Genomic DNA, 25,719 nt, shown 5'->3' on the forward strand with positions numbered 1-25,719 from the left:
GGCCGGCCCGGGCCAGAGGTTCAGGAGAGATTCGCCGTTGCGTGACGACGCCGCCAACCCGACGGGAGCCGCTCGCCGGGTGCTTGTCACCGGCGGGGCCGGGTTCATTGGTTCGCACATCGTTGAGCTTCTGCTGGCGCGTGGCGACGACGTTGTCGTCGTCGACAACCTGTCCACTGGCGTTCGTGCCAACCTTCCCGAGCCACACGGACGATTGCGGTTCGTCCAAGCCGATCTGCGCGAGTGGTTGCTCGATCAGTCGACCGAGGGGGCGCAATTCCAAGAAATCTACCACATGGCCGCGGCCGTGGGCGTGGAACTCATCATCGAGGATCCCATCGGCAGCATCGAGACCAATACCGAACAGACCAGCGCTCTGCTTCGATACGCTTCGGCTATGCCCAGCCGGCCCGCGGTCTTGGTGGCCAGCAGTTCCGAGGTGTACGGCAAGAGCGATCGCGTGCCATTCCGAGAAGACGATGACGTGGTGTATGGGCCGACGACCGCAACGCGATGGTCGTACGCGTGCTCGAAGGCACTCGACGAGTACTTGGCGCTGGCGCATCACCGGGCGCACGGGCTTGGCGTTGTCGTGGTCCGCCTGTTCAACACCGTGGGGCCACGCCAGGTTGGTCGTTATGGGATGGTCTTGCCCAGATTCGTTGCCGCCGCGCTGGCCAATGAGCCCCTGCGCGTGTTTGGCGACGGCGAACAGGTCCGGTGCTTCTGCGACGTCCGAGACGTCTCTCGCGCCCTGGTCGATCTGCTGGGCTCGCCGTCGGCTCGCGGAAGCATCTTTAACGTCGGCAGCGAATCGGCCATCAGCATTCATGACCTTGCCCGCACGGTGGTCGAGATTCTGGGTTCCCAGTCGACCATCGTGCGCGTTCCCTACGACGAGGCGTATGGGCCCGGCTTCGAAGACTTGCAGCGACGCGTGCCAGACCTCACGCGCCTGAGGGCCGCAATCGCCTTTGAGCCCGAGCATGATCTCGCCGACACGATCCGTGCAGTAGCCGAGGCGATGGGGCCGGCCGGGGTGAGCCCGTGAGCCTTCTTGCCGCCATGACCACCTTCGGGCTGCCGCCGATCGATCCGGGCATGTTTGCCGAGCCCTCAGCGGGTGCTGCACCAGAGGCGAGCGAGCTTGCTACGTCGGGTTTGGCGATCTTTCATCGCTTCATCTGGGTATTCGTAGCGGCGTTCGCGATCACGATCATCGCCACGCCGATCGTCCGCCGAATCGCGCTCGCCGCGGGCATCATCGACCGCCCCAGCGATCCCCGAAAGGTCCATCGCGTGCCTGTGGCCTACTTGGGCGGGCTGGCGGTGTTCATGGGCATCATGGGAGGTACGCTGGTCAGTTACCTCGGGACGGCGTGGGGCGATCTGGCAGTGGTCTATCCCAGCGAGCACATGATCGACGGTGAGTACCACGCCGTCGTGCCCATCAGCGTCCTCCTAGGCATGGCCGTCATTACGGTCGTGGGCCTGCTGGACGACGCGATTGGTATCCGTCCCGGGCTGAAGATCAGCGGCCAGCTCGTTGCTGCGGCGGCGCTGGCGATCGAGAACGTGGGCGTCCGCGTCGCCCAAGGCGTGCTGCGCCCGGTGGGCGAAGCACTGGTCAGCCTGGGCGTGCTGGGCAACAGCGATCTGATCTTCTACGTGCCGATCCCGGGCCTCGAGGCTCCGATCCAGTTAGATCTGGTGTATTGGGCGGGGGCCGGCGTCATCGCGGTGTTCGTCATCGGCGCCTGCAATGCGGCGAACCTCATCGATGGGCTCGATGGCTTGCTGACCGGGACGACCACGATCACCATCGTCGGGCTGACGATCCTGGCCCTCTCACTGATGGTCATCGACCAGGGGCCACGCGACGCCCAGCGTCTGGTGATGTGCCTGGCGGTGCTGGGGGCCTGCATGGGCTTCTTGCCGCACAACTTCAACCCTGCCTCGATCTTCCTGGGCGATTGCGGCTCGATGTTATTGGGTTATTGCACCATCGTGATCATCCTGACGCTGGGGGACATGGGCCAGACGCACCTCGTGCTGGCCGGGCTGATGATGTTCGCCGTCCCGATCATCGACAGCGTGCTGGCCATCGTTCGCCGACGGATGAGCGGCAAGAGCATTACCGATGCGGACGACCAGCACCTGCACCACATGCTCAAGCGGGCCTTGGGCGTCAAGGGGGCGGTGCTGGCGTTGTACGGCATTACGGCCTGCTTCACGGCCCTGGGCCTGGCCATGAGCCTCAGCCGGGCCCGGGTGGTCTATGCCCTGGCGCTTATTGTCATCTGCTACGTGGGCGTGACGGCGATCAAGATCAGCCGCCGGCAATACCTCGAGAATCAGGCATCGCTGGCCATCGATGCGGCCAACCGCCCCAAGCGATCCGCCTCCTGAGGCTCGGCCGCAAACCCGAGCAGACGGGCGACATCGAGGCGATAGAATCGCGCGATGGATAGCGCACCGCACGGCCAGAATCTCGCACCGAATGGGCAGCCGAGCCAGAGCAGGCCGCCCAGGGTGTTCGCGTTGATGAACCAGAAGGGTGGCGTGGGAAAGTCCACGACGGCGGTAAACCTCGCCGCCGCGCTCGCCCGGCTGGGCAAGCGAGTGCTGCTGGTCGACCTGGATCCCCAGGCCCACGCCACGCTCCACCTTGGTGTTTCCGCGGATGGCCAGGACGCGCCGGCCACCGTCTACGACGCTTTGCTTGAGCCAACCTCCGTCGAAATGACCCCCGCGGGCGAAAACCTCTGGCTGCTTCCCAGCGAGACGGATCTGGCGGCAGTCGAAACCGAACTGGCCCAGGCCGATGGCCGGCATCACCGGCTGAGGTTGGCGATCGAGGCGGCATGCGAAGCGCAAGCCATTGACGTGGTGCTCATCGACTGTCCGCCCAGCCTTGGGTTGCTCACGCTCAATGGCCTGGCGGCGGCCGACGAAGTCGTCATCCCCATGCAGGCGCACTTCCTGGCGTTGCACGGCGTTGGCAAACTGCTCGAAACGGTGCGCATGGTCGCCAGGCAGGTGCGACCGCAGTTGAAGGTCGCCGGCGTCGTCCTCTGCATGTACGACCAGCAGGCCAGCCATACCCAGGAAGTCGTGGGCGATATGGAGGCTTTCTTCGCCGAGGGCAGAGAGCGGGATGTTCCCTGGAAGGGGGCCCGAGTGCTTTGGCCGCCGATCCGCCGCAACATCAAGTTGGCCGAGGCTCCCAGCTTTGGTCAATCGATCTTTGACTATGCCCCGCAAGCCGCCGGAGCGCGGGACTACGCGGCGCTTGCCAAGCATTTCGTGGCGCTCATCGAACCCGCTGGGCCAGCCATGATCGCCTCTTCATCCACCCCGAGCAAGCCAGAGACGCAACCGGAAGTGGAACCTAAGGCAGATGAAGGCGAGGATGCCGGGGGCGCCTCGCCCGCCTCGGCTGCGGACGATGCCGAGCCGCCCGAGATCGTGACCCCGCCCAGCCAGCAGCAGCACGCGTCGTGACCGAACACCACCGCCGGGCGCTCCGGGTGGGCTTCGTGGTCTATGCCGTTGCCCTGTTCGTTGCGACGCATAAGCCGGGGGTGCAGGTCAACGTGGTTCCGGGCGTGAGGCTCGACCTGCTGATCCACATGGCCGCGTTCGGCGTGTGGACCGCTCTACTCGGGGTGACAGGCTGGCTGGGCAACGTTGGCCGCGTTGGGCGAGCTCTGTTGCTGGCCACCATCGGGATCGGCTACGCGGTGATCGATGAGTCTTCGCAAGCGTTGCCGATATTTGACCGGGTGTTCGATCCGACTGACATGGTGGCGAATTCGCTTGGGGCCATCGTGGCCTCCGGACTGCTCTTTGTGCTTTTGCGACGATGGGGTTCCGGAGCGGGAGATGCGGCGTGAGCGCGGCGATGGCCAGGGCGTTTCGGGTGATCTCCTCGCTCACGCTGCTCTCGCGCATCCTGGGTCTGGCACGCGATGTCGTCACTGCCCGGCTGTTCGGAGATACTCTGGTGGGTTCGGCCTTCGCCGCGGCGTTCGCCGTCCCCAACACGTTCCGTCGATTGTTCGGAGAAGGGGCGCTCGCGGCCGCCTTCGTGCCCGAGTATGCCCGGCTGGTCGAAGCGGATCCACGGGCCGCAGACCGGTTCGCCAGCTTCACGGTCGCATTGCTGGGTCTGGTGACGGCGGGACTGTGCGTCCTGGGCGAACTGGGATTGTGGCTGGCGGTCTCGATGGCCGAACCCGGCGGCGCGCGTCACTTCTCGCTCCTGCTGGTGATGATCGCGTTGCCGTTCATGCCCCTGATCTGCATCGCGGCAACTCTGGCGGGCGTGCTCCAGACCCACGGCCGATTTGGGCCGCCCGCAGCCCAGCCCATCGTGCTGAATCTGTGCGTGCTCGCTGCCGTCGGCGTGCACGCCTTGCGGTCCGAGGCAAGCGTGGAGTCCGCGGCCATGCTGCTGTGCGCGGCGGTCGTGTTTTCGGGAGCGCTCCAGCTTGCGTGGAGCTTGTGGGCCCTGCGGACCCATGTTCGCTGGACTCGCGTCGTTACCGGAGTGGGACAGAGTGCGCGGCTCCTGCTGCGGCGGTGGGCCGGGGCCATCATTGGCCTCGGCACGCTGCAGGCAAGCGCGCTGCTCGACGTCGTGCTGGCGATGTGGCCCATCTGGTTCGGCGCCACCGTGTTCGGCTTTGCCTACCCGCTCGACGAGCAGTCCAACGCCGTGCTGTTCTACGCCCAGCGCCTCTACCAGTTTCCACTGGGCGTGTTCGGCATTGCCGTGGCGACCGCAGCATTCCCGCTGCTGAGTCGGTTGGCGTCGCAACGTGATCGCTTCGAGTTGGCACTCATCGACGCCTTATCGCTGTCGGTTGCAATCGCAGTGCCCGCCAGCGTTGGCCTCATGCTGGTCTCGGCCGATTTGACGTTCGTCCTGTTCGGGGGCTGGGGCGCGTTCAGCGAAGAAGGCTCGCACAGGGCCGCGGCCGCGCTCGTGGGGTATGCGTCGTGCATCTGGGCCTACGCGTGCAACCAGGTCTTGACACGCGCGTTCTATTCCCTGGGCGATACGAGAACGCCGGCGATCGTTTCCGTTTGGGTACTTGGGCTGAACCTCGTGCTGAATCTCGGTCTGATATGGCTCCTCGAAGAAGCTGGCCTCGCGTGGGCGACCGCTATCGCGGCCGGAAGCCAGAGTGTCGTGCTGATTGCCTTGCTCGGACGCCGGAAGGGCGTCGAGGTCTTCGGCCCAACTTGGACCAGGAGTTGGAAGGCGCTGCCCGCGTCGCTCGCAATGGGTGGCGCAGTCGGAATCATCCTGTGGACGTGGCCATCTTCGAACTCGTGGTGGGACCATGTGCTCAGGCTGTCGGCGTGCGTACTGGGCGGAATCGTCGTGTACGCGGGGGTCGCGAAGCTTCTTGGATATGACGAACTGGGTCGCGCACTGGTGCGACGAGGGGGCCGCGATGGCGATTGATGTGAGGTCCAGGTCCATCGCGATTGCCGGCGCAAGCAGCGGTATCGGCCGCGCCACGGCCTTGGCATGCGCACGGGCGGGCATGCCCACCGTGCTCGGGGCCAGGCGGCTGGAGAAGCTCGAAGCCCTCGCCGGCGAGATCGAGCAGGCCGGGGGCCGAGCGCTGGCCGTGCAGATGGACGTCTCGAGCGACGATCAGTGCCGGACCTTCATCGACCGGGCTGAGGCAGCGTTCGGCCCGCTGCATGCCGTGTTTGCCAACGCAGGCTTCGGATTCGAGCGCCCGATCCACGAAACGACCGACGAGCAGATGCGAGAGATCTTCGAGGTCAACTTGTTTGGCACTTTGCACGTTGTCCGGCCTGCGGTGGAGCGTTTCCTGACCCGCGGCCGGGGGCATGTACTCATCTGTTCGAGCAGCATCGGCAAGATGCCCCTCCCCGGGTACGGAGCATATTGCGCGACCAAGGCGGCCCAGTGGCACATCGGCCGGGCCATGCGGCACGAACTGAAGCCAAAGGGCATCGATGTCTCGAGCGTCCATCCCATTGGCACGCGGACGGAGTTCTTCGACGAAGCCCGGCGGCGCAGCGGCGGCGGCAGCCTTGTCGAGAACACGCCCAGCTTCCTCATCCAGCCGCCCGAACGGGTCGCCAGGGCCGTGGTGGCGTGCTTGAGGCGACCCAGGACCGAGGTTTGGACCAGCTTGTCCAGCCGCCTGGGGCTCGGGGCCTTGAGCACCTTCTACGGGTTGGCCGACGTTGCCTTGGACCGGTTCGTCCGACAGCAGGACCGCGTCAATCGGCGAGGATGAGCCTGGTTGCCCGTGGCAAGAAATGCCCTTGCGTGGCGTCTTGGAATCGGTTAATCTAGTTCCGGCGGGAAATCCACCGTGGGGGTGGACCCAGCCCGAACCACGCGCTCGCACGATGCCGGGCGCTCAAGGGGAGAATTTCATGCGTATGCAACTTGTGGGGATCGCAGCCCTGGCGGGCCTGGCTGGCGCCGCCGTGGCCCAAGACGTCGCCATCGTGGCAGCCGCCGCGTCATCGAGCACGGCATCTCAGTTCGTCGAGACCGAGCGAGTCCTGGTCGACAGCTTGGCTTTCGACAGCGTGACGGTGATCAACACGGTCACCACCACGCCGACGCTCGATGAGCTGCTGGCATTCGATTCGGTCATCGTGTGGACCAACAGCACGCCGGGGGATCCCGACGGCGTGGGCAACGTGCTTGCCGACTACGTCGACGCCGGCGGTGGGGTGGTCGTTGCGGTTTTCGCCAACAGCAGCACGACCACCGACCGAGATATCGCCGGCCGGTGGCGTGGCAATCCCGACTACGAGGTCATCGTTCCCCGTTCGGGCAACCAGTCCGGCTCGGCGTTCCTTGGCAACATCTTGGAGCCGGATCACCCCATCGTCGATGGCGTCGTTGAGTTCTTCGGCGGCACGTCCAGCTTCCGGCCCCGAGTGACCGACCTGAATCCCGGCGCCCGGGCGATTGCCGAGTGGGACGATGGCCGCGTCCTCGTCGCGGTTGGCGCCAACGAAAAGCGCGTCGACCTGGGGTTTTATCCGCCCCCCAGCACGTCGTCCTCGGGTTTCTGGGACATCACGACAGATGGCGATCTTCTGCTCGTGCAGGCCCTGCTGTTTGCCGCTGGCGATGCGGGTTGCCGGGCCGATCTGGACGGCGACGGCCAGTTGACGATCTTCGACTTCCTGGCTTTCCAGAACCTGTTCGATGCCGGCGATCCCATTGCCGACTTCGACGGCGACGGTCAGTTGACGATCTTCGACTTCCTGGCGTTCCAGAACGAATTCGACCAGGGCTGCGAGTAATCGAGACCAAATCCTGACGGTCCCATCGAAAACGGCCCCGCTTCGCAGCGGGGCCGTTTCATTGCTGGCGCCTCAGGTGGTCAGGTCACTCGTCCGCTTCGATCAGCGGGTGCGGGTGTACTGGGCCTCCAAGGCATGCTCGATGCGATCGCTGGTGTCCATCAGGTGCGCCTTGGTGTAGGTGTCCATGCCGTCGCTCTTGAGGGCGGCCTGGATGTCTTGACGCAGCTCACGCAGCTGCAGGTTGGCGATGTTGGAGAGGGCCGCGCCCGACGCGCCGGGGAAGCCCCGGTTGGACAGGCTGATCAGCCGCTCGACGTGCTGGCTCTGCAAGCCGCGACGCAGCGAGCTGATCATGGGCTTGCGGTCGGTGTAGCCGCCGCTGCCGCCTTCCTTGAGTTCCTTCCACGCCGCGTCCTTCACGGTGCCCATGACTTCGGCCACGGTGATGAAGTCCTTGTCGGCGCTGACGTGCATCTCGTTGTCGTACACGCGACCAAGCGTCGTGGGGTTGAGGATCATGGTCATCGCCGACGACTGGATGCCGCGGATGCGGTCATGGATCGGGAAGGCCGGCTCCTCGAAGAGCGAGCCCATGCCGCCGCCGTCGTACCACTTGTCCACGGTCATCTTGCTGAGCAGATCGGGCGTCAGGCCATAGGCGTCGTCATAGAACGTGTTGTTGATGACGAAGTTGAGGGCCTTTCGCTGCTGGTCGGCCGGCACCGGGGTCAGGGGGGAGAGATCGCCTGGATCGCCCTTCTTGGCCCGGCTCTGGAACGTGCCGCCCACCCAGTTGGCCATCATGCTCACCGAGTTGACGTGCTGGCCCAGGGTGATGTTGTAGCCGCGACGGGCGCGGGCCCAGCTGTCGCCTTCCTTGACGAACTTGTCGAGGATCTGGGCGCGGAGCTCACGCACCAGGCGCATCTGGTTCTCGGCGTAATCGAGCGGATCGGCCGAGAGGTCGTAGCGACGGGCGAGCGGATCGGGGCCCCATGTGTCCTCGTCGGTGGCGTAGGCCAGCTTGGGATCCTCGACCTTCTTCAGCACGTCTTCGAGCTTGCCATCGGTGTAGCCGTACTCGATGGCCCACATGTCGTAGGGCCCGATGTCGATGACTTCGTAGTTGCCCTGGATCTCTCCGGACTCCATGTTGATGTTGATTGGGTTGTAGTCCATCACGGTGGTCGAGAACGGTTCCTTGTCCTTGACCTTGTCCGAGTTGATCTCGGCCATCGTGAAGACCGACGAGCCCTTGAAGTTATGGCGCAGGCCCAGCGTGTGGCCGACTTCGTGAGCGGTCAGGTGCGCCAGGGCGGGCCCGACGAACCACTCGGGCACGCCATCGAGCATGTCGGCGCCTTCCTTGGCGTCGTTGTCGAACAGGCCGAGCACCTCGCCACTCAGGCGGGCGACGTCCATGTTCATGGCCTTGAGGTGGGCCATGTTGCAGGTCCCGTCGACCATGAAGCTGGCGACCAGATCGGACATCGAGCCATCCTCGGCCCGTAGGTCGGTCATCGCGGGATGGCCGCCGAAGGGCAGCGGACCGCGAGCCTCGCGCTGGGCGATGATGAAGTCACGCTGCTCGGGCGCGGCCATCTGCACGCGCGGATCCCACTGCGGATTCTCGTCCAGCCAGGCCAGCGTCTCGGGGCCGAAGCCCTCCATGGCCACCTGCGGAAGAAGGTCGTTGTACTGGAACCAGTAGGCGCGGATCCAGCCGTCCGTAAGCACGACGTCGGCGTCGAGGATCTCGCCGGTCTCGGGATTCACGCGGCTCGGGCCGATCGCCGTACCGATGCCGTTGGTCAGCCAGCGGATGAAGTTGTAGCGAACGTCCTCGGGGTCCTTTTCCATGTTGGCGCCAGTGTTGGCGTCCTGGTAGACCACTTCGATGGCGCCGACGATGCCGACTTCCTCGAAGGCCTTGTTCCAGTACTCGATGCCCTCACGCACCCAGCGACGATACTTTACCGGCACCTGGTGGTCGATGTAGTACACGATGGCCTGCTTGGGTGGGCTCTTGCTCAGGCTCGGATCGGCCTTCTCCAGGTTCCAGCGGTTGATGTACCGCGTCCACATCTGCGAGCCGTCCATCTCCGAGAAGTCGCGATAGCTGGTGGTGAAGAAGCCCACGCGCTCATCGGCCTCACGGGGCTTGAAGCCCGGCGTGCCCTTGATGTTGCTGATCGAGTAGTGGTAGATGGCAAGCTGGCCGCTCTGGTCGGGCGCCTCGATGGCGATCTCGACGTTCTCGGGGAACGCCTTGGCCGTCTTGATGGTCGCCAGACGCGAGTTCAGTCGCGCGGCCCGGCCGCCGAAGAACGTGCCCGCGTTGTTCACCAGAAGCTGATCGAGGTCGATGACCGGCTGTCCGTTGGGCCCCTTGGCGACGATCGGCACCTCGAGCAGGACGCGATCGGTGAAGATGCGCTCGATGCCCTTCTGCACGCCCTTGTCACCGCCCGCCCGCACCTCGGTCTGGGGCTGGATGAGGGCCAGGCGATCGTCGTACTGCTTCCAGTACACGTACAGGTCGCCCGACTGCAGGCCAGCGAAGATATCGCCCGACCCCATCGTCATCGCGAAGAAGTGCTTCTGCCGCTCGAAGCCACGCGGCAGTTCGGCCAGCAGTTGGCCGTCCTTCTCGCGCTTCCAGATGTTGAAGAAGCTCTGGCCGTCCGCGGTGGACACCACCTGCTCGAAGCCCTCGCTGACCTTGTCGAACGGCGGAAGGTCGTTGCCTTGGGCCTGGCCGGCCAGCGCCAGCAGGCTCGCCGCGACGCCAACGATGCCGAATCTCCGTGTCGTGTTGCTCATGATCCCTGTACTCCGTGTGTGAAGGCTTCTGCGGCGGCCGATGCCCGGGCGACTTGCCCGCGTGCCTGTGGCCTTCGGTTCATTCCCCGGCCGACGCGTTCGGTCGGGGCGCACCATCCATGCAATCGATCCTAAGAAGGGACGCGCTGCCGCGGTCCCCCTTGCACTACGTCGACGCCCACGGGGGCGTTTTGTCGGGATTCCCGGACCTCCCGGGAGCTTCCCCGCAGCCTCGAAGCCGCCTCCTGGTGGCTCAGACGCCCGAGAATCCCTCGGGTTCCTCATCGGTCATCGCGGGCGTGGACTGTTGATCCACCTGGTCGATTCCCGGAAGATTGGCCGGAGATGGTCGGTGGGCCGGACCCGCCCAGAGCACCAGCGACGCCGTCAGGGCGGCAAATACGATGGCGGCCAACTGGAAGTCGCGATCTCGTGTGGCCAGTTCCGTCGGATCGTCGAACTCGCCTCGCTCGAGCAGGACGATGCACCGCAGAACTGCAAACATCGCCGGCAGCATGGTCAGCCAGAGGAGGTTCATGCCCAGGCTGGGCGAGTCTCCCTGCCCAAGCGAACGACCGCCAAAAACCCAAACATACCGTGATTCCTGATCCTGCACGTATCCGGCATACGTGAGCAGCATCGCTACGGCGGTCACCACGACCATCATTCGGAGCAGTTCGTCGGTGTAGACGCCCTGGACCGCCCGGGCCGCCGTCGCGTCTTGGCCGAGCGTCCTTCGCTCACCCAGTCGTTTTCCAAACGCGAGGAACATGGCCAGGAACAGCGTGACGTTGAGCAGCCACGTGCTCGGGGTGATGCCCACGGCGGCACATCCACCCAGCACGCGGAGCACGAAGCCCAGCGCCAGGCTCAGCACGTCGACCACGGGCACGTGCTTGAGGCGCATGCTGTACGAGGTCACGTTCAGCACGTACAAGCCCACTAGCCCGCCGAGCGCCATCGCGTTTGCGCTCCCAAGCAGCGGGATGATGGCCGCGACGCAGCCTGCCGCCAGCAACCAGAGCGCGACGGCGAAGTTCCGGGCCGTAGCCTGCCCGATGCGGCCCGAGGCGATCGGGCGCCGCCGCTTGCGGGGATGGAGACGATCGGCCTCGACGTCTCGGAGGTCGTTGACGACGTAGCAGCCGCTCGACGCCAGGGCGAACGCCACCATCGCCAGCAGCACCGCCCAGATTTCCTCGAATGCGGTCGCCCCGCCAAAGAACGGCCCGACCGCCACGAACGCCGACTTGGCCCACTGCTTGGGCCGGGCAAGCCTCAACAAGGCCCGCCACAAGGGCTCACGATGGCCGTCGGTCGTGCCGATGGCATCGTGGGCGGAACTCGTGCCGGCATTTTCTGGCAATCTCGTCATGAAATCTCGCTGTCACGAACTCGACCCGCACGGGCCCCCGAGCGTAACAATCGGACTTTGGGGCCGGTAAGTCCAACCGCTCTGCCCTCTACCTGCGAGGTCGGGGCCCGGAGAGTTCGCATCGATCACGCCGGCTCCAACGCGTCGCAGGAGAGCCCGGACGGCCGTGAATCGGTCGATCGCCGTCGGTGGCCCGCATTCCTGCTGCCGGCCTTGTATGTCGTCCTGCTCTCACCGCTAGCGCTGCTGAACGTGCTGCACGCCGAGGGAAGGGCGACCTTTGATCAGGTGCTGTTCCACGAGCACACGATCGATGCCCTGGCTCGGACCTGGCCAGCCGTTAGCCTGACGTATCCCGATCATTTCGTCGCGATGACGCCCGGTTACCACTGGGTGCTCGCCGCCGTGGCTCGCCTGACGGGCATGGGCGACCCCGGGCTAAGGCTGGTTGGCTTGCTGCTCAGTGCCCTGATCTTCGCTGGCTTCGGGCTGCTGCTGGGGCGACGCTGCGGACCCTTGCTCGGAGCCCTTCTGGTCGCTCCCCTGATGGCCTCCGTGTACGTGGCCAATTCCAGTGCCTGGTTGCTTGCGGACAACGCCGGCTGGTTCTGGGTCTACCTGCTCGGCATGGCGGCGGTCTTCGGGCGGCCTTCTCTGCGGTGGTCGATCGCGGTGGGGGCGGGGCTGCTGCTGGCGGTGTGGACGCGACAGAACCTGCTCTTCCTTGCTCTGCCGCTCTGGGCGGCCGCATGGCTTCGATCCCATCCAGAAGGACCCGCGAGCACGAATCCGTTCGTTGGCATGCCACGGCGCGCGCGAAACCTCGTGCCGATGGCATTCGCCACGGTGCCGGCCATCTTGACCCTGGTGTATCTCTACACGATCTGGAACGGCCTGGTGCCCTACGAATTCCAGGGGCAGTACGATGGCATCAACCCCTCGAATCTGGCACTGCAACTGGTCATGCTGGCCGGCCTGGGCGTCTTCTTCCTGCCAGCCGTCGTCGGCGTGGGGGAGCCGGGGGGGCGCGAGCGAACGATTCGGCAGATCCGCCGAGCCCTGCCGTGGATCGTGGCGGCAGCCATCGCGGCCGGCGTGGTTTCGGCCCTCGTGCCGACAACGCCCGAGCCCAAGGCTGGTCGGGCAGGGCTGGTCTGGTCGGCGGCGCATCGGCTGAATCCGTTTGGCCCGATCGGCGAGTGCAATCCGTTGATCGTGGCGGTCGCGATGGCCGGCGGGGCGACGCTCGTCGTCGTGCTCGCCTTTGCGCCGCCGCGTCGCCGGTGGATCCTCGGGAGTCTCTTCGCGGGGTTCGCCGTCGCGCAGGTCGCCAGCAGCGAGGTCTGGCAGCGCTACCACGAACCATTCGCGTTACTGTTCCTGGCCATCGCGACGGCGGTCGCCGTGGCCCATCGCGGCCCATCCAGGCCTCGCCCACCGATGGCGCAGGCCGGCCCGATCGCGCTGCTCGCATGCGCATTGGCGTTGACGTCGGCGGCGGTACTCTGGAAGCGGGAGGTCGGCCCTTGGCGTGAGGGCGCAAGCCAGACCCCGTTCAGTTCTCTTCTGCCCGAGCCGCCGGCGGATCGGCCGCGGCGCGGTGTCCGTCCGCCCCAGTGAGGAATATCTCCTGGGCCCGGTGGGTGCCTTGTCCCAGATCGAGCATTCGGTAGGCCGTCGCCCGCCAGCGGTCCGGAGCGACGTATGCCTGATCCAGTCCGAGGAAGGGGATCACCCGTCGGTCCCGGCGGCCATCCCGAATGAACCGCGGCCAGCCGTAGTCCGGCCCAATGCCCGCCTGCGCGTGTGCGCTGGCCATGCCCGGCAGCAGCTCGGCAACCGAAGCCGAGCCCCGAGCGGTGTTGAAGTCGCCTACGACGACGTCGGGCGGTGGAAAGCCAATTTCTTTGTGCTGCTCGAGTGGGCCGGCGGTCGTGGGACGGAATACCAGATGCGATGACGCATCGATTCGTTCCAGCGTCTGGGCCGCATACACCAGGCGACTGCGTTGCGGATCGCTCGGCCAGTCGATCGCCCACACCGTGACTGGGTCGGGTCCGAGGTCGATGGTTGCGAACATGGCCGTGCCGTTGTCGATGAGGTCTGGATCCGTGGTCTTCGCCTCCAGGCCGAGAGACGTCCAGCCAGCCCGGGTCATGGGCGGTCCGCTGATGATGACGAATCTCCCCCCCCGTCGCACGTGCGAGGTAATGGAAGCACGCGCGATTTCTTCGTCGGCGAGCATGCGCACAATCTCGGGCCAATCAAGGCGAAGCGGTGGATTGGCAAGCACGACCACGGCCGGACCATCGTGCGAAAGCCCGAACGGATCCGCATCGCGTAGGAACGCCTGCAGCGACGAATCGGTCGCCTCGGTGGCGTTCCAGTGGTACACCCTCAGTACGGTCTCGCCCGGCTCGCGCAGCAGCGCATTGTGAAGCCGCCAATGGGCCAGAGACACGTAGCTGACCGCGAGCACGATGGTCAGGGCCGGGCCCAGCCATGCCCCCCGGCGCCTCGCCTCGGGGGGCTCGACCACGAGAATGGCCACCGCGAGGCTGACCAGGGCCAGCAGCCAAGCTTCGTGGGGGGCCCAGAACAGCCACTGGCTCCAGAGGTGGCCATCGGTAAAGGCTCGCCCCAGCATGAAGCCCAGGATGACCACGCACAGGCTCAGCCGCAGTACCCACGCCAAGGCTCGCCGGAAGGGGCGGCGTCGGGGAGGCTTGGGTTGGCCGGCAGTTTCTGGCATGGTGGACGAGAATTGTGTGCACAGGCCATCGGCCGAGCGAGCGCCGGGGCTGCACAGGCCGATAGGGTTTGTGATGCTCCGATGTGTGATCGCCATGCTGGGTGCCGTGGGAGCCGTCCTCCAGTTCATGGGGTGCGGAGAGAGCGCCGCGCCGGCATCCGCTTCCGCCGCCCCGGCCAGCGACCACCGCATCGCCGAAGACGTGCTGGAGTTGATCGGCACGGCATCCTTCGAGACCAGCCCACCGGGCCACCCATCGCTTGCCTGGCCGGAACTGGCGCTGCGGATTAGAGCGGCCCGCAGCGAACTGCGTCTGATCGGGCCGTTGCCCGAGCCCAAGGCGATCGGGGATGCCCTCGACGAACGCATCGGTTCCGATCAACTTCGGGCCGTAGCGGCCGCCCGCGCCCGAGCACTGGTCTTGCGCGCCGAGGCGGGTCGATTGCTGGCAATGGGGCGCCCGGACGATGCGGCCATGGAACTGGCCCACATGCTCCGCCTTGCGCGAACTGTCTCGACGTGGGGCGCTCCCGGCACGGCCGAAGCGGCGGCGGACATCATCAACCGTGTTCTCGAGGCGATGGATCAACCAGCGAATGCGCCGATGACGCTCGCGCTGACAAGCCGGGGAAAGTCTGCCCTCCTCGAAGCCTTTGGGGACCTCGATGACAACGATCCTGCCGGTCGAATGCGGGCAATGGTGGAGAGCTTTGCTCGACGCGAGGAAGCCCTTCGCGAGCGAGCTGCCGGCGAAGATGGGCCGGTGGTGGTTCGACGCGTAGCAAGCCGCTACGCGCCCGTCGCCAGTCTGGGAACGTCCGAGTCCATCGAGCGTGCCGTTCGTGAAGCGAACGCTTTTTCGAGGGCGCTGGCCGACGGATGGGACAGGTCCTCCAGATCTGCCATCACCACGCGGCTTCGCCAGCGGCAGGCTGAAGATGCAACCGGGGTCCTGATCGTGCTTCTCGGCGAAGCCCCCGACGCCTGCGATGCGGACGTCAGGCTGCGCAAGCGAATCGAAGCCGCCAGGGAGCGACTTCGTTGAGGTGGACCCGCGCCATCGCGGTGGTCGTCTTTGCCCCGGTCCTGCTTGCGGTTGGCATCCGGCCGGGCGACCAGACCGAGGGGGTCTTCGCCTACGTGCATCCGCCCGCGATGACGGTCGTTGAGCGCGTGGCAATTGAGCGAAGGGCCGCGGAGACGGCTGCTGAGGCACAGCGTGCCGAGGAATGGGCCGTGACCGTCCTGCTGTTGATCGAGTTGGCTCGCGGGGCCGAAGACGTGACCTCACGCGGCGTGGCGCTGGACGCGGCACTCGCGGAATTGACGCGCGCCGATTCTCGAGAGCTCATCGCCAGGCTGGAAGGTGCGCGCTTGCAGTCCCTGCGCTCGGTGCTGGAGGAGGTTGATCCGCAAGATCCAATCGGCATGCGAGCCTACGCGCGGGATCTGGCACAGCGGCGACTGGACGTGCTGCGCGAGCAGGTCCTTGAAAGCCGCGATCCCTTCGCGGCGCTCGATGCGCTGCTAGCCGACCACGGCTGGCCGGCAAGGGGCGAATCCGGACCCTTGGATCGTCAACGTGTACGCGACCGGGCGGACTATCGAGCCGCAAATCGGCACGAGGTCTTCGAGTTCGAAGGCATGGCTCGCTGGCACATGTTGCTACCGCCCACCGAAGCGCTCCAGGGCGTGCCCGTCGAAGAACTCGACCGAAAGTGGCAGCGAGCGCGCAACCTGATGGTCCATCTGGACCGCACATGGACGCACCAGGACGGGCCGCGGATCCACGACTTCCTGCTCGACCTGATGCTTCGCGACAACACGGGCGTGGTGCGGCTGGTGCACGGCGACACCCAACGGCTGGCGCAGATTGATCGCGAGCGACGTTGGCGGCTTCGCGAAGCGATCTGGCGGCTACGACATGAGTGAGCATCAGGCAAGGACGCACCTGAGCGCCTGGTCGCTGATCGCAGCCATGGCCGTCGGACTCTTCGTGCTCGGGCCATTGACCTTGTTATCGATCGCATGGGCCCCAGCGATCATACCGGCATTCGTTATCGCGGTCGTGGTAATCTATGTGTTGTCAACAATCGCAAGGCAGGACAAGGGCATCGCGAGTACACGTGTCGGCGTGCGCGGCAAGCGTTTTGCTGAACTGGTGCGGCCGACCGGGCTGTCGTGTCCGCGGTGCGGGTACGACCTCTCAGGAGCGAGTGATGACCGATGCTCCGAGTGCGCTGAGGACCTTGAACTCATCGTGCGGACCCAGGTGCACTACGAAATGGTCGAAAGCGGCGCGGGTCCGAGCCATAGCGATCGCGACATGCGGGGATTGGCTGCAGATACGGCCGCCGTTATGGGCTACGCGATACTCTTGCCAGCACTCGTGGCTCCCGCGAGCATCATCGTGATGAAGGCAGCGAGCGGGCGCACGCCGGCGATCTTCTCGATGGCAGCAGTGGTTTACATGGGCTGGTCGGCGTGGCGCTGGTGGCGCCGACAGTTCTCGGATGACCTGCCTCGTCAGCGAACGGAGGCCGTGCTTTCGCTTGCACTTGTGGCAGGGCTTTCGATAGTCTGTGCTGCGATCGATCTCCTCTATTAGATCGGGATGAGGCCTACTCGTCGACCCCGAGATCGGCCTTCGTGAAGATCGCGTGGAAGGGCACGCCGGCGGCCTCCACGGCCTCGCGCGCGCCTTCCTGACGGTCGATGGTGGTGACCACACCGGCGATGGTGGCCCCCAGTTCGCGAAGCATCTCGACGGCTTCGACGGCCTGTCCGCCGCTGGTGGCGACGTCTTCGAAGAGCACCACGGCGTCACCGGCGTTCAACTCGCCCTCGATCTGCTTGGCCGTGCCGTACTCCTTCTTCGAGTTGCGCACGAAGATCGCCGGCAGGCCCAGACGCAGCGAGCAGGCGGTCACCAGCGGGATGCCGCCCAACTCGGCTCCGGCGAGGCGGTGGGGAACTCCCTGGTGTTCGTTGAAGAGGAGGCTGGCCCGCTCGGCAAGCAGGTCGGCGACCGGTCCGAGAAGCTCCGGCCGGGTGCTGAATCGGTACTTGTCGAGGTAATAGGAACTCTGCCGGCCGGATCGAAGCGTGAATTTGCCCCGCAGGAGGCATGCCTCGGCGATGCGCGCCGCAAGATCGTTCGGGGCCTGAGGGGTAGAGGGACGGGCTGGTGCATGTGGCGACTCCATAGGGGGCAGGATAGGGAGCAGTCCGCTCGATCGGCAGGCACGAAGTGCCGACGAACACCGAGGAAGGCCCCCGGGTGGGCCGAACGGGTTGGTCGAGGTCCGGCGAGCGGCAATGATCACAACAGAAGGGGCGGGGTCCGGTCGGCGGTCCGCGACGTGGGCACGTGCCATGCACGGTCCCCGATGCAAGCCTTGAGAGGAGACGGTTCGAATGAGCACTCGTGTTTCGGTGTCGCCTCGCGTGAGAATCGGCCACGTGGCCCGGTTGCTCGTTTGCCTGTCGGTGGCCACCGGTGCTCCGGTGGCCACCGCCCAGCCAGGATCCGGCGGCGGGAGCGAGGCGCAGGAATCCAATCCCTTTGCGCCCAAGCGGCCCCAGGCCCGCAAGCTGGCGAGCATCCTGGAGCGCGATGACCAGGGTCGAGTCATCTGGGTCGACGGGGATCCCGCCCGCGCGGCGATCGAGGCGATGGACCTGACGATCGAGCAAAGGCGGACGCTCGAGCGCATCATGGCCGAGCGTGACAACCAACTGCGGCAAGCGGCCGTGCGCAATACCGACAAGATCATCGATGCGCTCGAGGCCATCCGTGAAGGCCGCGAACGCTCAAGCGATGCCATGGGGCGATTGCTGGTGAGTTCTCTCGGCGAGTTCGGCCGACGCGGTCAGTTTGCAACCGACGCTGTCGTCCGGGATGAGATCGATCGTCCCGTGTACGTGGACCTGAACGCCGTCGTCCGCGAGTACAACCTGGCTCGAATCGATGAAGAGCGGGAGGTCCTGCTTGCCGAGATCGGCGATGCCGAGGTCTCAGAGGTCATGTTGCGCGACTCGACGATCCTTCAACGGCTGATCCAGCGTGACGTGCTGGCTGATGCCGCCCGCATGCTGAAGCAGGCCTACGGAGGTGAGGCCGCGCTGGCCCAAGCCCATCCGGAACTCGCCGAAATGATCGAGCAGGAAGGCTATTGGCCGGCCATGGCCCAACTGAGCGATGCACAACTGGGGACCTTCGTGCGCACCCAGACCGGTCTGGAAGTCCATTTCCCCAGCCCGCAAGGCGTGGCCGCAACGCCCGCTGAACAACCGACGGCCCGGCAAGAACCCGTGGGCCTTCCCGGCGACGCCGCGCAACAGGGCGGCAACGCCGGCAACGCTGGACAGGCCCAGCGCCAGCGCGTGACCGCGCAGGGTGACGTGTTGCCCGATGCGGACGGCAAGTTCCGCTTTACGGACGAAGATCTCGAAGCACTGCGTATCGATTCGGGCGAGGGCCTGACGATTCTCCGGCGTGGTCCCGATGGTCGCGCCGTGAGACTGGAAGGTCCCAGCTTCGTCGAGGCCTATGCGTTGATGCTGGCCGAAGGCATGGTGAGCGAGCAGGACGCCAAGCGGCTCGACGAGATCCTTGAAGATCGGGATCGCGTGTTCGACGAGCAGACGCTGCGGTTGTACGAGTTCCTGCTTGCCGCCGCTGCCCATGGCCCGGTCGAGATGGCGCCGCTGGAGGAAGCGGTGCTCGACGAGGACTGGCGCCAGCCGAGCCTGTGGTTCGGGGCCTGGCTGAACGAGAAGTTGCCCGCCCCCTCCACGTTCCACAACGACCAGCGCATCCGCAAGGGCATCGACTGGGACACCCTGGTGGAAATGGCTCGCATTGCCAACCTCTACGACGCCGGGCACATCTTCGACGCCCGGATCGAACTCTTGAAGATGGTGCGCGACAACGATGAGATGAACGATCCGTCCATCGCGCTTCCGGGCAACATCAAGCGGCCCTGGCGCCTCCAGCAGATCATCCGCGACGCGAAGGCGTCCTACGCCCGCCAGCTTCGGGTAACCGAGCCGGACTTCCGCGGCGTGCTGGCCGACCTGGACGTCGAGCCGGAGGTTGCCAAGGAACTCGAGAGCGTGGTTGCCCTCGATGGGCCGATGACGGTTGCCGACTTTTGGGACGTTGCCGTCAAGCTGCCGCCGTCCGCCCATTGCGAGTTGATCAAGGAGCGCACGGGCTACGAAGCGCCCGAGCCGGGCTTCTTCGAGGGCAAGTATCCGACGCCGACCACCGGGGCAGACGAGCAATAAGTCGAGACGGCATCGCGAGCCGCCAAGAATGGACACCCTATCGAGCTTCGTGGGGGCGAGCACAGCCAGCCCGCGCCGCGGGAAGGGGAGATCGATGAATCGCACTTTCAAGTTGCTTTGCGTGGGCCTGACCATCGGCGGCCTTTCTGGCACGGTCCTGGCCCAGGCCGAACAGCCGCCCGCGGGTCCTGTTGGCCCCGCCCAGGCACCGCGTCAGCCGGTCCAGCCGCAGTTCGAGAACATCTACACGGTGGACGATTCCGGCATGCCCGTGCCGCCGCCCACGTGGCTCGACATCGCGGCGCTGGCGGTGAACCCGACCATCCCCGCCGATCAGCGTGAGCAGGTGGAAGCTGGCGTTCGCGCCTGGCTTCAAGAGGTTCAGAGGCTGGTGATTCAAAACCCCGATCTGGGCCTCGAAGTGGCCAAGGGCCTGTTCGACACGATCGAAATCGAGGAACGCGCCGGCTTGGCGTATGCCTCCGAAGTCATGAAGGCCATGGGCTCGGTGACCAATCTCTCCTCGTACCTCGTGACCGAGGGCGTGCTCAGCAACGAGCAGGGCGAGACCAACCGCCTCATCGTGCAGCAGTACGTGCGTGCACGCAGCGAAGCGCTCAGCAAGGAAATCATGGCGCTGCCGCCCGAAGAGCAGCAGCAGCAGATGCAGTTGCTCATGGCTCGCACGACGATGACGAGCCTGACCGACGATGCGGCGCGAATGTTCCGGTCGGTGGCGGTGCGGGGTGCACCCCATGCTCGATCGGCCCTGACCGAAGCCGGGCTGGACGCGTCGGAATTCGCCAGCGAACTGGAAGCGACGGAAGCAGCCGATTCGGATGCGGCCCGTCTGAAGGCCATGGTTTCGCTCATGGACGCCATGGAGGGCATGGAGATCTTCCGTTTCGCCGAGGCGCTGGCCGGAAAGCTCCCGCCCATCGAGTTGCCGCAACTCGAGAAGGTGGGCCGATTGCACCAGTCTGAGTCCGAGGAAGGCTGATCCGGGCCGAGAGCGTCGGCGCCGCGAGCCATACACTTGGGCATGCCGACCTTCTACGCAACCACGCCCATCTACTACGTCAACGATCGTCCACACATCGGCCACTGCTATACCACGCTGCTGGCCGATGTGATCGCGCGCTTCCACCGAATGATTGGAGACGACGTGCTCATGCTTACCGGCACCGACGAGCACGCGGAGAAGGTGATCGATCGGGCTCGCGAAGCGAGCGTGCCAGTGCAGGACTGGGCGGATCGCAACGCCCAGGCATTTCGCGAGGCGTTTGCCTTCATGGAGATCGCCCAGGACGACTTCGTTCGCACCAGCGAGGAGCGACACAAGTCTCGGGCCAGCGGCTACATCCAGCGATTGATGGATAGCGGCGATATCTACCTGGGCGATTACGTGGGTTGGTACGACCCGGGCCAGGAAGAGTACGTCACCGAATCGGTCGCCAAGGCCCATGACTACAAGAGCCCCGTAAGCGGCAAGCCGCTGGAGAAGCGAACCGAGCAGAATTATTTCTTCCGGCTGTCGGCGTTCGAAGAGCGCCTCGGTCGATACCTGGAAGAGCATCCGCGCTTCGTTCAGCCCGAGGCCCGCCGAAACGAGGTCCTGGGCAGGCTTCGACAGGGCTTGCAGGACGTGCCCGTCAGCCGGGCAGTGAAAGACGACGGCGGCGCGGATTGGGGCATCCGCATGCCCAACGATCCTGGACACCGGGTCTACGTTTGGATCGAGGCGCTATGCAACTACCTCACGGTGGTCGATACGCCCGAACGGCGGCACTACTGGCCTGCATCGATCCACTTGCTGGCCAAGGACATCCTGTGGTTCCATGCGGTCGTGTGGCCCGCCATGCTGATGGCGCTCGACGAACCGCTACCTGCTTGCGTGTATGCCCATGCGTACTTCGTGGCCGAGGGCCGGAAGATGTCCAAGAGCATGGGCAACTTCATCGAGATCGATCAATTGCGCGCGTACGGCGATCGATATTCGGTGGACGCGTTGCGATGGTATCTGGCAACGCAGGGACCGCTCGGTTCGACCGATGCGGACTTCGCGCATGCCAACTTCGTCGATATCTACAACGCCGAGCTCGCCAACGGCTTGGGCAATTGCGCAAGTCGCGTGGTGAACATGATCCATAAGTATTTCGACGGCAAGGTGCCCGATGCGCGCGACGCGACCGTGCACGCGGGAGTGGACTGGCCCAACCTGACCGCCGGACACGTGCAGTCGGCACGAGACTTGTTTGGCATCGTCGACCTGCACGGCGCCGCGCACCAGGGTCTGGCGATCGTCACGGCCATCGATGGCTACATCAACAACACCGAGCCCTTCCGGCTTGCGAAGAAGATCACCGGCCCGGAAGATCCGAATCACGCGGATCTTGCACTGATCCTGTTCAACTGCGCCGAAGCGTTGCGCATCGCCGCGGCCCTGTTCATGCCGTTTATGCCCGAGAAGGCCGCCGAGGTGCTCAAGATGCTGGGGGCCCACGTGCCGCAAGCGGGTGAACTCGAGGCGTTCTCGAAATGGCGGGGCGAACACGGGCTCAAGCCCGGCGAGTCGGTCACGAAGGGGCAGGCACTATTCATGCGAGCCGATGCCGATGAGCCGGCCCCCACCGCCTGAAGGGTCTGATCGTGCGAAGAGGCCCACCGTTTCGATTCCGCTCGGCCGTCCATGCGGTTTCGGCTCGCGACTATCTGGTCCAGAACGGCGTGCCCGCGGAAGTGGTGGGGGGCAACAGCGACAGCGCCCTTGCGTGGGGTCGCCATAGCGGCTCGTACGAGGTCCTGCTTGGTGCGAGCGCCGACGCGGATCTGGCGGCGTACCTGCTGGAAGAGTGGGCCAGTGAGCCGATGGAGATCGACGGCGAACTCGATGATCATGCATTGCCGGATCTGAGTGCATTGCCGCCAGAGATGGCCCCGCCGTGTTCGAATTGCGGCAAAGTGCTGCCGATGGAAGCATCGATCGAAGCATGTTCGCACTGCGGTGCGTCGGTCGATGTCGCCGCGCTCATCGTCGAGATGCATGGGCCCGAAGCCCTGCACGATTGCTACGAATCGGCGCCAGGCATCGAAGGGCTTGCCGATGCTCCGCGATCGCCATCGGCATGCAAGGCGTGCGGAGGTCCGATCGGTGAACAGGGTGCCTGCGGCTGGTGTGGACGGCGCAAGAAGTAACCACTGCTACAAGACCGCTAGGACGCGAGTGCGGGCTCGTAGCGATGGAGTTTGATCAGCCGACATGCCCCCGGCTGGAGACCTTCCTCGGCCCATAGGGTGGCCATCTGTCCGGTACGCAGTGCCGGTCCGGACATCTGAATGCCCGCGCTCGGCCCATGCATGAGCATCGACACGAGCGAAGATACGGTCGGGTTGTGGCCGACGAGTAGCAGCGGGACGCCACGTGCGAGTTCCTGGATTACCGACAAGGCTTCGCCAGCCGAACACGTCGGCAGCAGGACCTCCTCGGTACTCACGGTCAGGCCGAGTTCGTCGGCGATGGTCTGAGCGGTCTGCAGCGTCCGTTCGGCCGGGCTGGCGACGACACGCCGTGGGCGCTCGGGTGGCAGCAGCCCACTCATGAGGCCGGCGAGATATCGGGCCTGGAGACGACCTTCGCGGGTCAGTGGCCGATCGATATCCAAGCCGGTGACCGAAGTCGCTTCGGCCTGAGCGTGTCGGCAGACGTGGATGTGCATGGCGTTTGAACCCCCGGGTTGGCACGCTCCTGGCAGCCTCCGCTGCATAGCTTCGCCGATTTCCGGCAGAAACACAATACCAAACTCTACCCAAATACGCAGATTTTTTGTCGGTTGAGCCAGAGAACTTCGGTGATCAATGGGGTTGCATTGCGTCGGAAAATGGGCGAAACTGCATGGAGCACTGATCTGGTCGACTGCAGGGAGGCGAGGAATGCTTGAGAATCAATTCGCACGTAGGGCCGCAATGCCGGCCATGGTGGCCACGTTCCTGATCGCCCGAGCAGGCCTGGCCGGACCGGGCGTGGCCGAGCATGCGGTGCTGGTGGTCGATCCCGGCTCTCCCGATTCGATGCGGGCCGCCAACGAGTACATTGCCGCCCGTGGTCTTCCCGAAACGGCCGTTCTGTACATGACGCCCGAGGCCGCCAACTTCACAGCCTTCCGTGATCGGAACCTCGTGGCCCTCTTTGGCGAGCTCGACGCACGCGGCATCGCGGATCGAGCCGACTACATCATCGTCGCGCCACCCTCGCAGTATCGCATGGCCGCGTCGACGACGGTCTCGGACTCGTGCTCGCCAGTGAACAACTTTGGCATCTCCAGCGCCTACACGATGGCGTTCTACGCCGATGAAGTACTGGCTGGCGGGCTGTCGGTGACGCGCACGCAGCCGTTCCATCGCCCGATCGGCGAGCCTCGTGCGTTCGATAGCGAGGTGGAGTACGCGGCCGGCAATCCCAGCACCTCGCCACTGGCTCGGCAGTCTTTCATCGGCGCCGTCCTGGGCTGGACGGGCGAGCGGGGTAACACTATCGACGAAGTCGTTGCCATGATTGGGCGGTCCGTAGCGACGGACGGCACCCAACCCGGAGGCTCGGATGACACGTATTACTTCATGAACACGACCGATTCGGCCCGGAACGTTCGGCAGCCGCAGTTCGGTCGTGTAATCACCGATCTGCTGACCAAGGGCACCAACGCGTTGCAGGTCGACGGAGAAGTGCCCACGGGCGGCGTCACGGCGGCGGGCATCATGACCGGCGTGGCCAATCCGCCCATCGATGCTGGCGACTTCGGATTCGGCCCCGCTGCATTTGCCGATCATCTCACGAGCTTTGCGGGGCACTTCGGCACCGACAGCCAGACCAAGATGAGTCGCTGGATCTCCAAGGGGGCCGTGGGAAGTTCGGGCACGGTGGAGGAGCCATGCAACTACACGGGCAAGTTCCCTCACGCCCGGCTGCACTACTTCTATGACCAGGGCGCCACGCTGGGCGAAGCATACCTGAGAAGCATCGGGTTCGTTCCGTTCCAGGTGCAGTTCATCGGCGATCCGCTGGCCCGACCGTTTGCGTATATCCCGAGCGTTTCGTTCTCGCTGCCCGGCAGCGTGTCGGGCGTCGTCAGCGTTGAACCAGTTGCGTCGACCACGAAGCCGGGCGCGACGATCGGGCGGGTTCTTCTGCTGGCCAACGGCGTGACGGTCGACGAAGCAGTCGGCACTGGCGAACTCCAACTCGATACGTCGCTGTTGCCCGATGGCGTCAACGAAGTCCGCGTGGTGGCCTACGACGACACGCTGCTCGAATCTCGCGGCAGCCACACCGAGCTGGTCACGGTCAACAACCAAGGGCGTCTGCCGACGATCAGTCCCAGCACGACCATAGGGGAAATCGGCGATCTGGTGACCTTCGACCTGGATGCCGTGGGCGCCCAGGAAATTCGCCTGATGCGCGCGGGCGCCGTCTTGGCGGCGGTCGACGGGGCGGGTGGAGAAGCTTTCCTCTACGGTGCGAACCTGGGTGAAGGTCCGAGCACCGTGTGGGCCGAGGCGAGCTATTCCGACGGTCGCGTTGCACGGTCGGCCCCGGTCACCATCACGATCGATGGGGGTGCGACCACGGGCGCCACGGCGCCGGTTGCCCACGACTACACGCGCATCATCACACCAGGCTCGACGGTGCTCGTCTCGCTTCCGGCAACGGTTCGTGATGACCCGTCCAGCATCAGTTACGAGATCACGTCGGTGCCGAGCGGTGAAGCCGAACTGGCATGGCATGACGGCAAGGCATTCGCGCTCGTTCGAATGGACGCGGACGCGACCCTTGGCGATACGTTGACCTACCGCGTGACGAGTTCTACCGGCTCGGATACCGGGGTGGTTTCCCTTGCGGTGCCAGCGGCGCCGTGTCGGGCCGACCTCGATGGCGATGGCTCGCTGACCATATTCGACTTCCTGGCGTTCCAGAACCTGTTTGATGCGGGCGATCCCGTGGCCGACTTCGATGGCGATGGCTCGCTGACGATCTTCGACTTCCTGGCATTTCAGAACGAGTTCGACGCGGGTTGCTGATCGGGCTCCGTTCGCCGTTCGGCAGAGAATTCCTGCGATCGCGGTGTTCGGTGCAACGCCGAGCAATGGCGCGGCTTTATCC

At 65.3% G+C, this 25,719-nt stretch carries 21 protein-coding genes; 16 read left to right on the plus strand and 5 right to left on the minus strand.

Features of this window, described 5'->3' with window-relative positions; all coding sequences use genetic code 11:
* Positions 1-37 precede the first annotated feature (37 nt).
* The 7 genes from RIE32_11765 (at position 38) to RIE32_11795 (ending at position 7,320) form a co-directional block, all read left to right on the plus strand.
* Entirely contained in the window at positions 38-1,051 is a 1,014-nt protein-coding gene (locus tag RIE32_11765; protein MEQ9096926.1) for an NAD-dependent epimerase/dehydratase family protein, read from the plus strand.
* Positions 1,048-2,409, plus strand: a complete 1,362-nt coding sequence (locus RIE32_11770) for an MraY family glycosyltransferase (protein MEQ9096927.1) — start codon at positions 1,048-1,050, stop codon at positions 2,407-2,409. The genes RIE32_11765 and RIE32_11770 overlap by 4 nt, the downstream gene beginning before the upstream one ends.
* 54 nt (positions 2,410-2,463) lie before the next feature.
* Positions 2,464-3,504: a ParA family protein gene (locus tag RIE32_11775; GenBank protein MEQ9096928.1), complete on the plus strand. Its 1,041-nt coding sequence runs from the start codon at positions 2,464-2,466 to the stop codon at positions 3,502-3,504.
* The gene (locus RIE32_11780) at positions 3,501-3,896 is read left to right on the plus strand and encodes a VanZ family protein (protein MEQ9096929.1); all 396 of its coding nucleotides are present in this window, start codon (positions 3,501-3,503) and stop codon (positions 3,894-3,896) included. Before RIE32_11775 ends, RIE32_11780 begins: the two co-directional genes overlap by 4 nt.
* Positions 3,893-5,476, plus strand: a complete 1,584-nt coding sequence (gene murJ / locus RIE32_11785) for a murein biosynthesis integral membrane protein MurJ (GenBank protein ID MEQ9096930.1) — start codon at positions 3,893-3,895, stop codon at positions 5,474-5,476. Before RIE32_11780 ends, murJ begins: the two co-directional genes overlap by 4 nt.
* On the plus strand, positions 5,466-6,290 hold the full coding sequence (locus RIE32_11790; protein MEQ9096931.1) for an SDR family oxidoreductase: 825 nt from the start codon (positions 5,466-5,468) through the stop codon (positions 6,288-6,290). The genes murJ and RIE32_11790 overlap by 11 nt, the downstream gene beginning before the upstream one ends.
* A gap of 142 nt (positions 6,291-6,432) precedes the next feature.
* Positions 6,433-7,320: a GC-type dockerin domain-anchored protein gene (locus tag RIE32_11795; GenBank protein ID MEQ9096932.1), complete on the plus strand. Its 888-nt coding sequence runs from the start codon at positions 6,433-6,435 to the stop codon at positions 7,318-7,320.
* Positions 7,321-7,422: 102 nt separating this feature from the next.
* On the opposite strand, the gene RIE32_11800 is transcribed toward RIE32_11795, so the two are convergent.
* Positions 7,423-10,146 (minus strand): zinc-dependent metalloprotease, encoded by a 2,724-nt coding sequence (locus tag RIE32_11800; protein ID MEQ9096933.1) that lies wholly within the window; start codon positions 10,144-10,146, stop codon positions 7,423-7,425.
* 253 nt (positions 10,147-10,399) lie between these two features.
* Positions 10,400-11,521, minus strand: a complete 1,122-nt coding sequence (locus RIE32_11805; protein MEQ9096934.1) for a UbiA prenyltransferase family protein — start codon at positions 11,519-11,521, stop codon at positions 10,400-10,402.
* Positions 11,522-11,578: 57 nt separating this feature from the next.
* Between RIE32_11805 and RIE32_11810 the strand changes: the two genes are divergently transcribed.
* The gene (locus RIE32_11810) at positions 11,579-13,141 is read left to right on the plus strand and encodes a hypothetical protein (GenBank protein ID MEQ9096935.1); all 1,563 of its coding nucleotides are present in this window, start codon (positions 11,579-11,581) and stop codon (positions 13,139-13,141) included.
* Here the strand turns inward: RIE32_11810 and RIE32_11815 are convergent.
* Positions 13,077-14,273 carry a hypothetical protein gene (locus RIE32_11815; GenBank protein ID MEQ9096936.1) on the minus strand — a complete coding sequence of 399 codons (1,197 nt, stop codon included), beginning with the start codon at positions 14,271-14,273 and terminating at the stop codon, positions 13,077-13,079. The two genes, RIE32_11810 and RIE32_11815, sit on opposite strands and share 65 nt — an antisense overlap.
* A 73-nt stretch (positions 14,274-14,346) precedes the next feature.
* Here RIE32_11815 and RIE32_11820 point away from each other — a divergent pair, with 73 nt between their 5' ends.
* Genes RIE32_11820 through RIE32_11830 form a run of 3 tightly spaced genes read left to right on the plus strand, consistent with a single transcriptional unit; the run spans position 14,347 to position 16,881 of the window.
* Complete coding sequence (locus RIE32_11820; GenBank protein ID MEQ9096937.1) at positions 14,347-15,318, plus strand: hypothetical protein; 972 nt, start codon at positions 14,347-14,349, stop codon at positions 15,316-15,318.
* The gene (locus RIE32_11825) at positions 15,315-16,205 is read left to right on the plus strand and encodes a hypothetical protein (protein ID MEQ9096938.1); all 891 of its coding nucleotides are present in this window, start codon (positions 15,315-15,317) and stop codon (positions 16,203-16,205) included. The genes RIE32_11820 and RIE32_11825 overlap by 4 nt, the downstream gene beginning before the upstream one ends.
* The gene (locus tag RIE32_11830; protein MEQ9096939.1) at positions 16,198-16,881 is read left to right on the plus strand and encodes a hypothetical protein; all 684 of its coding nucleotides are present in this window, start codon (positions 16,198-16,200) and stop codon (positions 16,879-16,881) included. The genes RIE32_11825 and RIE32_11830 overlap by 8 nt, the downstream gene beginning before the upstream one ends.
* A gap of 13 nt (positions 16,882-16,894) precedes the next feature.
* Here RIE32_11830 and pyrE read toward each other — a convergent pair whose 3' ends face one another.
* Positions 16,895-17,479 (minus strand): orotate phosphoribosyltransferase, encoded by a 585-nt coding sequence (pyrE, locus tag RIE32_11835; protein ID MEQ9096940.1) that lies wholly within the window; start codon positions 17,477-17,479, stop codon positions 16,895-16,897.
* Positions 17,480-17,690: 211 nt separating this feature from the next.
* Here pyrE and RIE32_11840 point away from each other — a divergent pair, with 211 nt between their 5' ends.
* From RIE32_11840 to RIE32_11855, 4 genes are all read left to right on the plus strand, one after another.
* Entirely contained in the window at positions 17,691-19,565 is a 1,875-nt protein-coding gene (locus RIE32_11840; GenBank protein MEQ9096941.1) for a hypothetical protein, read from the plus strand.
* Between the two features lie 94 nt (positions 19,566-19,659).
* Positions 19,660-20,565: a hypothetical protein gene (locus tag RIE32_11845; GenBank protein MEQ9096942.1), complete on the plus strand. Its 906-nt coding sequence runs from the start codon at positions 19,660-19,662 to the stop codon at positions 20,563-20,565.
* 42 nt (positions 20,566-20,607) lie between these two features.
* Complete coding sequence (gene metG / locus RIE32_11850) at positions 20,608-22,203, plus strand: methionine--tRNA ligase (GenBank protein ID MEQ9096943.1); 1,596 nt, start codon at positions 20,608-20,610, stop codon at positions 22,201-22,203.
* An 11-nt stretch (positions 22,204-22,214) separates the two neighbouring features.
* Positions 22,215-22,760, plus strand: a complete 546-nt coding sequence (locus RIE32_11855) for a hypothetical protein (GenBank protein ID MEQ9096944.1) — start codon at positions 22,215-22,217, stop codon at positions 22,758-22,760.
* Between the two features lie 17 nt (positions 22,761-22,777).
* On the opposite strand, the gene RIE32_11860 is transcribed toward RIE32_11855, so the two are convergent.
* Positions 22,778-23,281, minus strand: a complete 504-nt coding sequence (locus tag RIE32_11860) for a histidine phosphatase family protein (GenBank protein ID MEQ9096945.1) — start codon at positions 23,279-23,281, stop codon at positions 22,778-22,780.
* Positions 23,282-23,495: 214 nt separating this feature from the next.
* Here RIE32_11860 and RIE32_11865 point away from each other — a divergent pair, with 214 nt between their 5' ends.
* Entirely contained in the window at positions 23,496-25,637 is a 2,142-nt protein-coding gene (locus RIE32_11865) for a GC-type dockerin domain-anchored protein (protein MEQ9096946.1), read from the plus strand.
* Positions 25,638-25,719 lie beyond the last annotated feature (82 nt).

The organism is Phycisphaerales bacterium, assembly GCA_040221175.1.
Taxonomy (GTDB): Bacteria; Planctomycetota; Phycisphaerae; order Phycisphaerales; family UBA1924; genus JAHCJI01.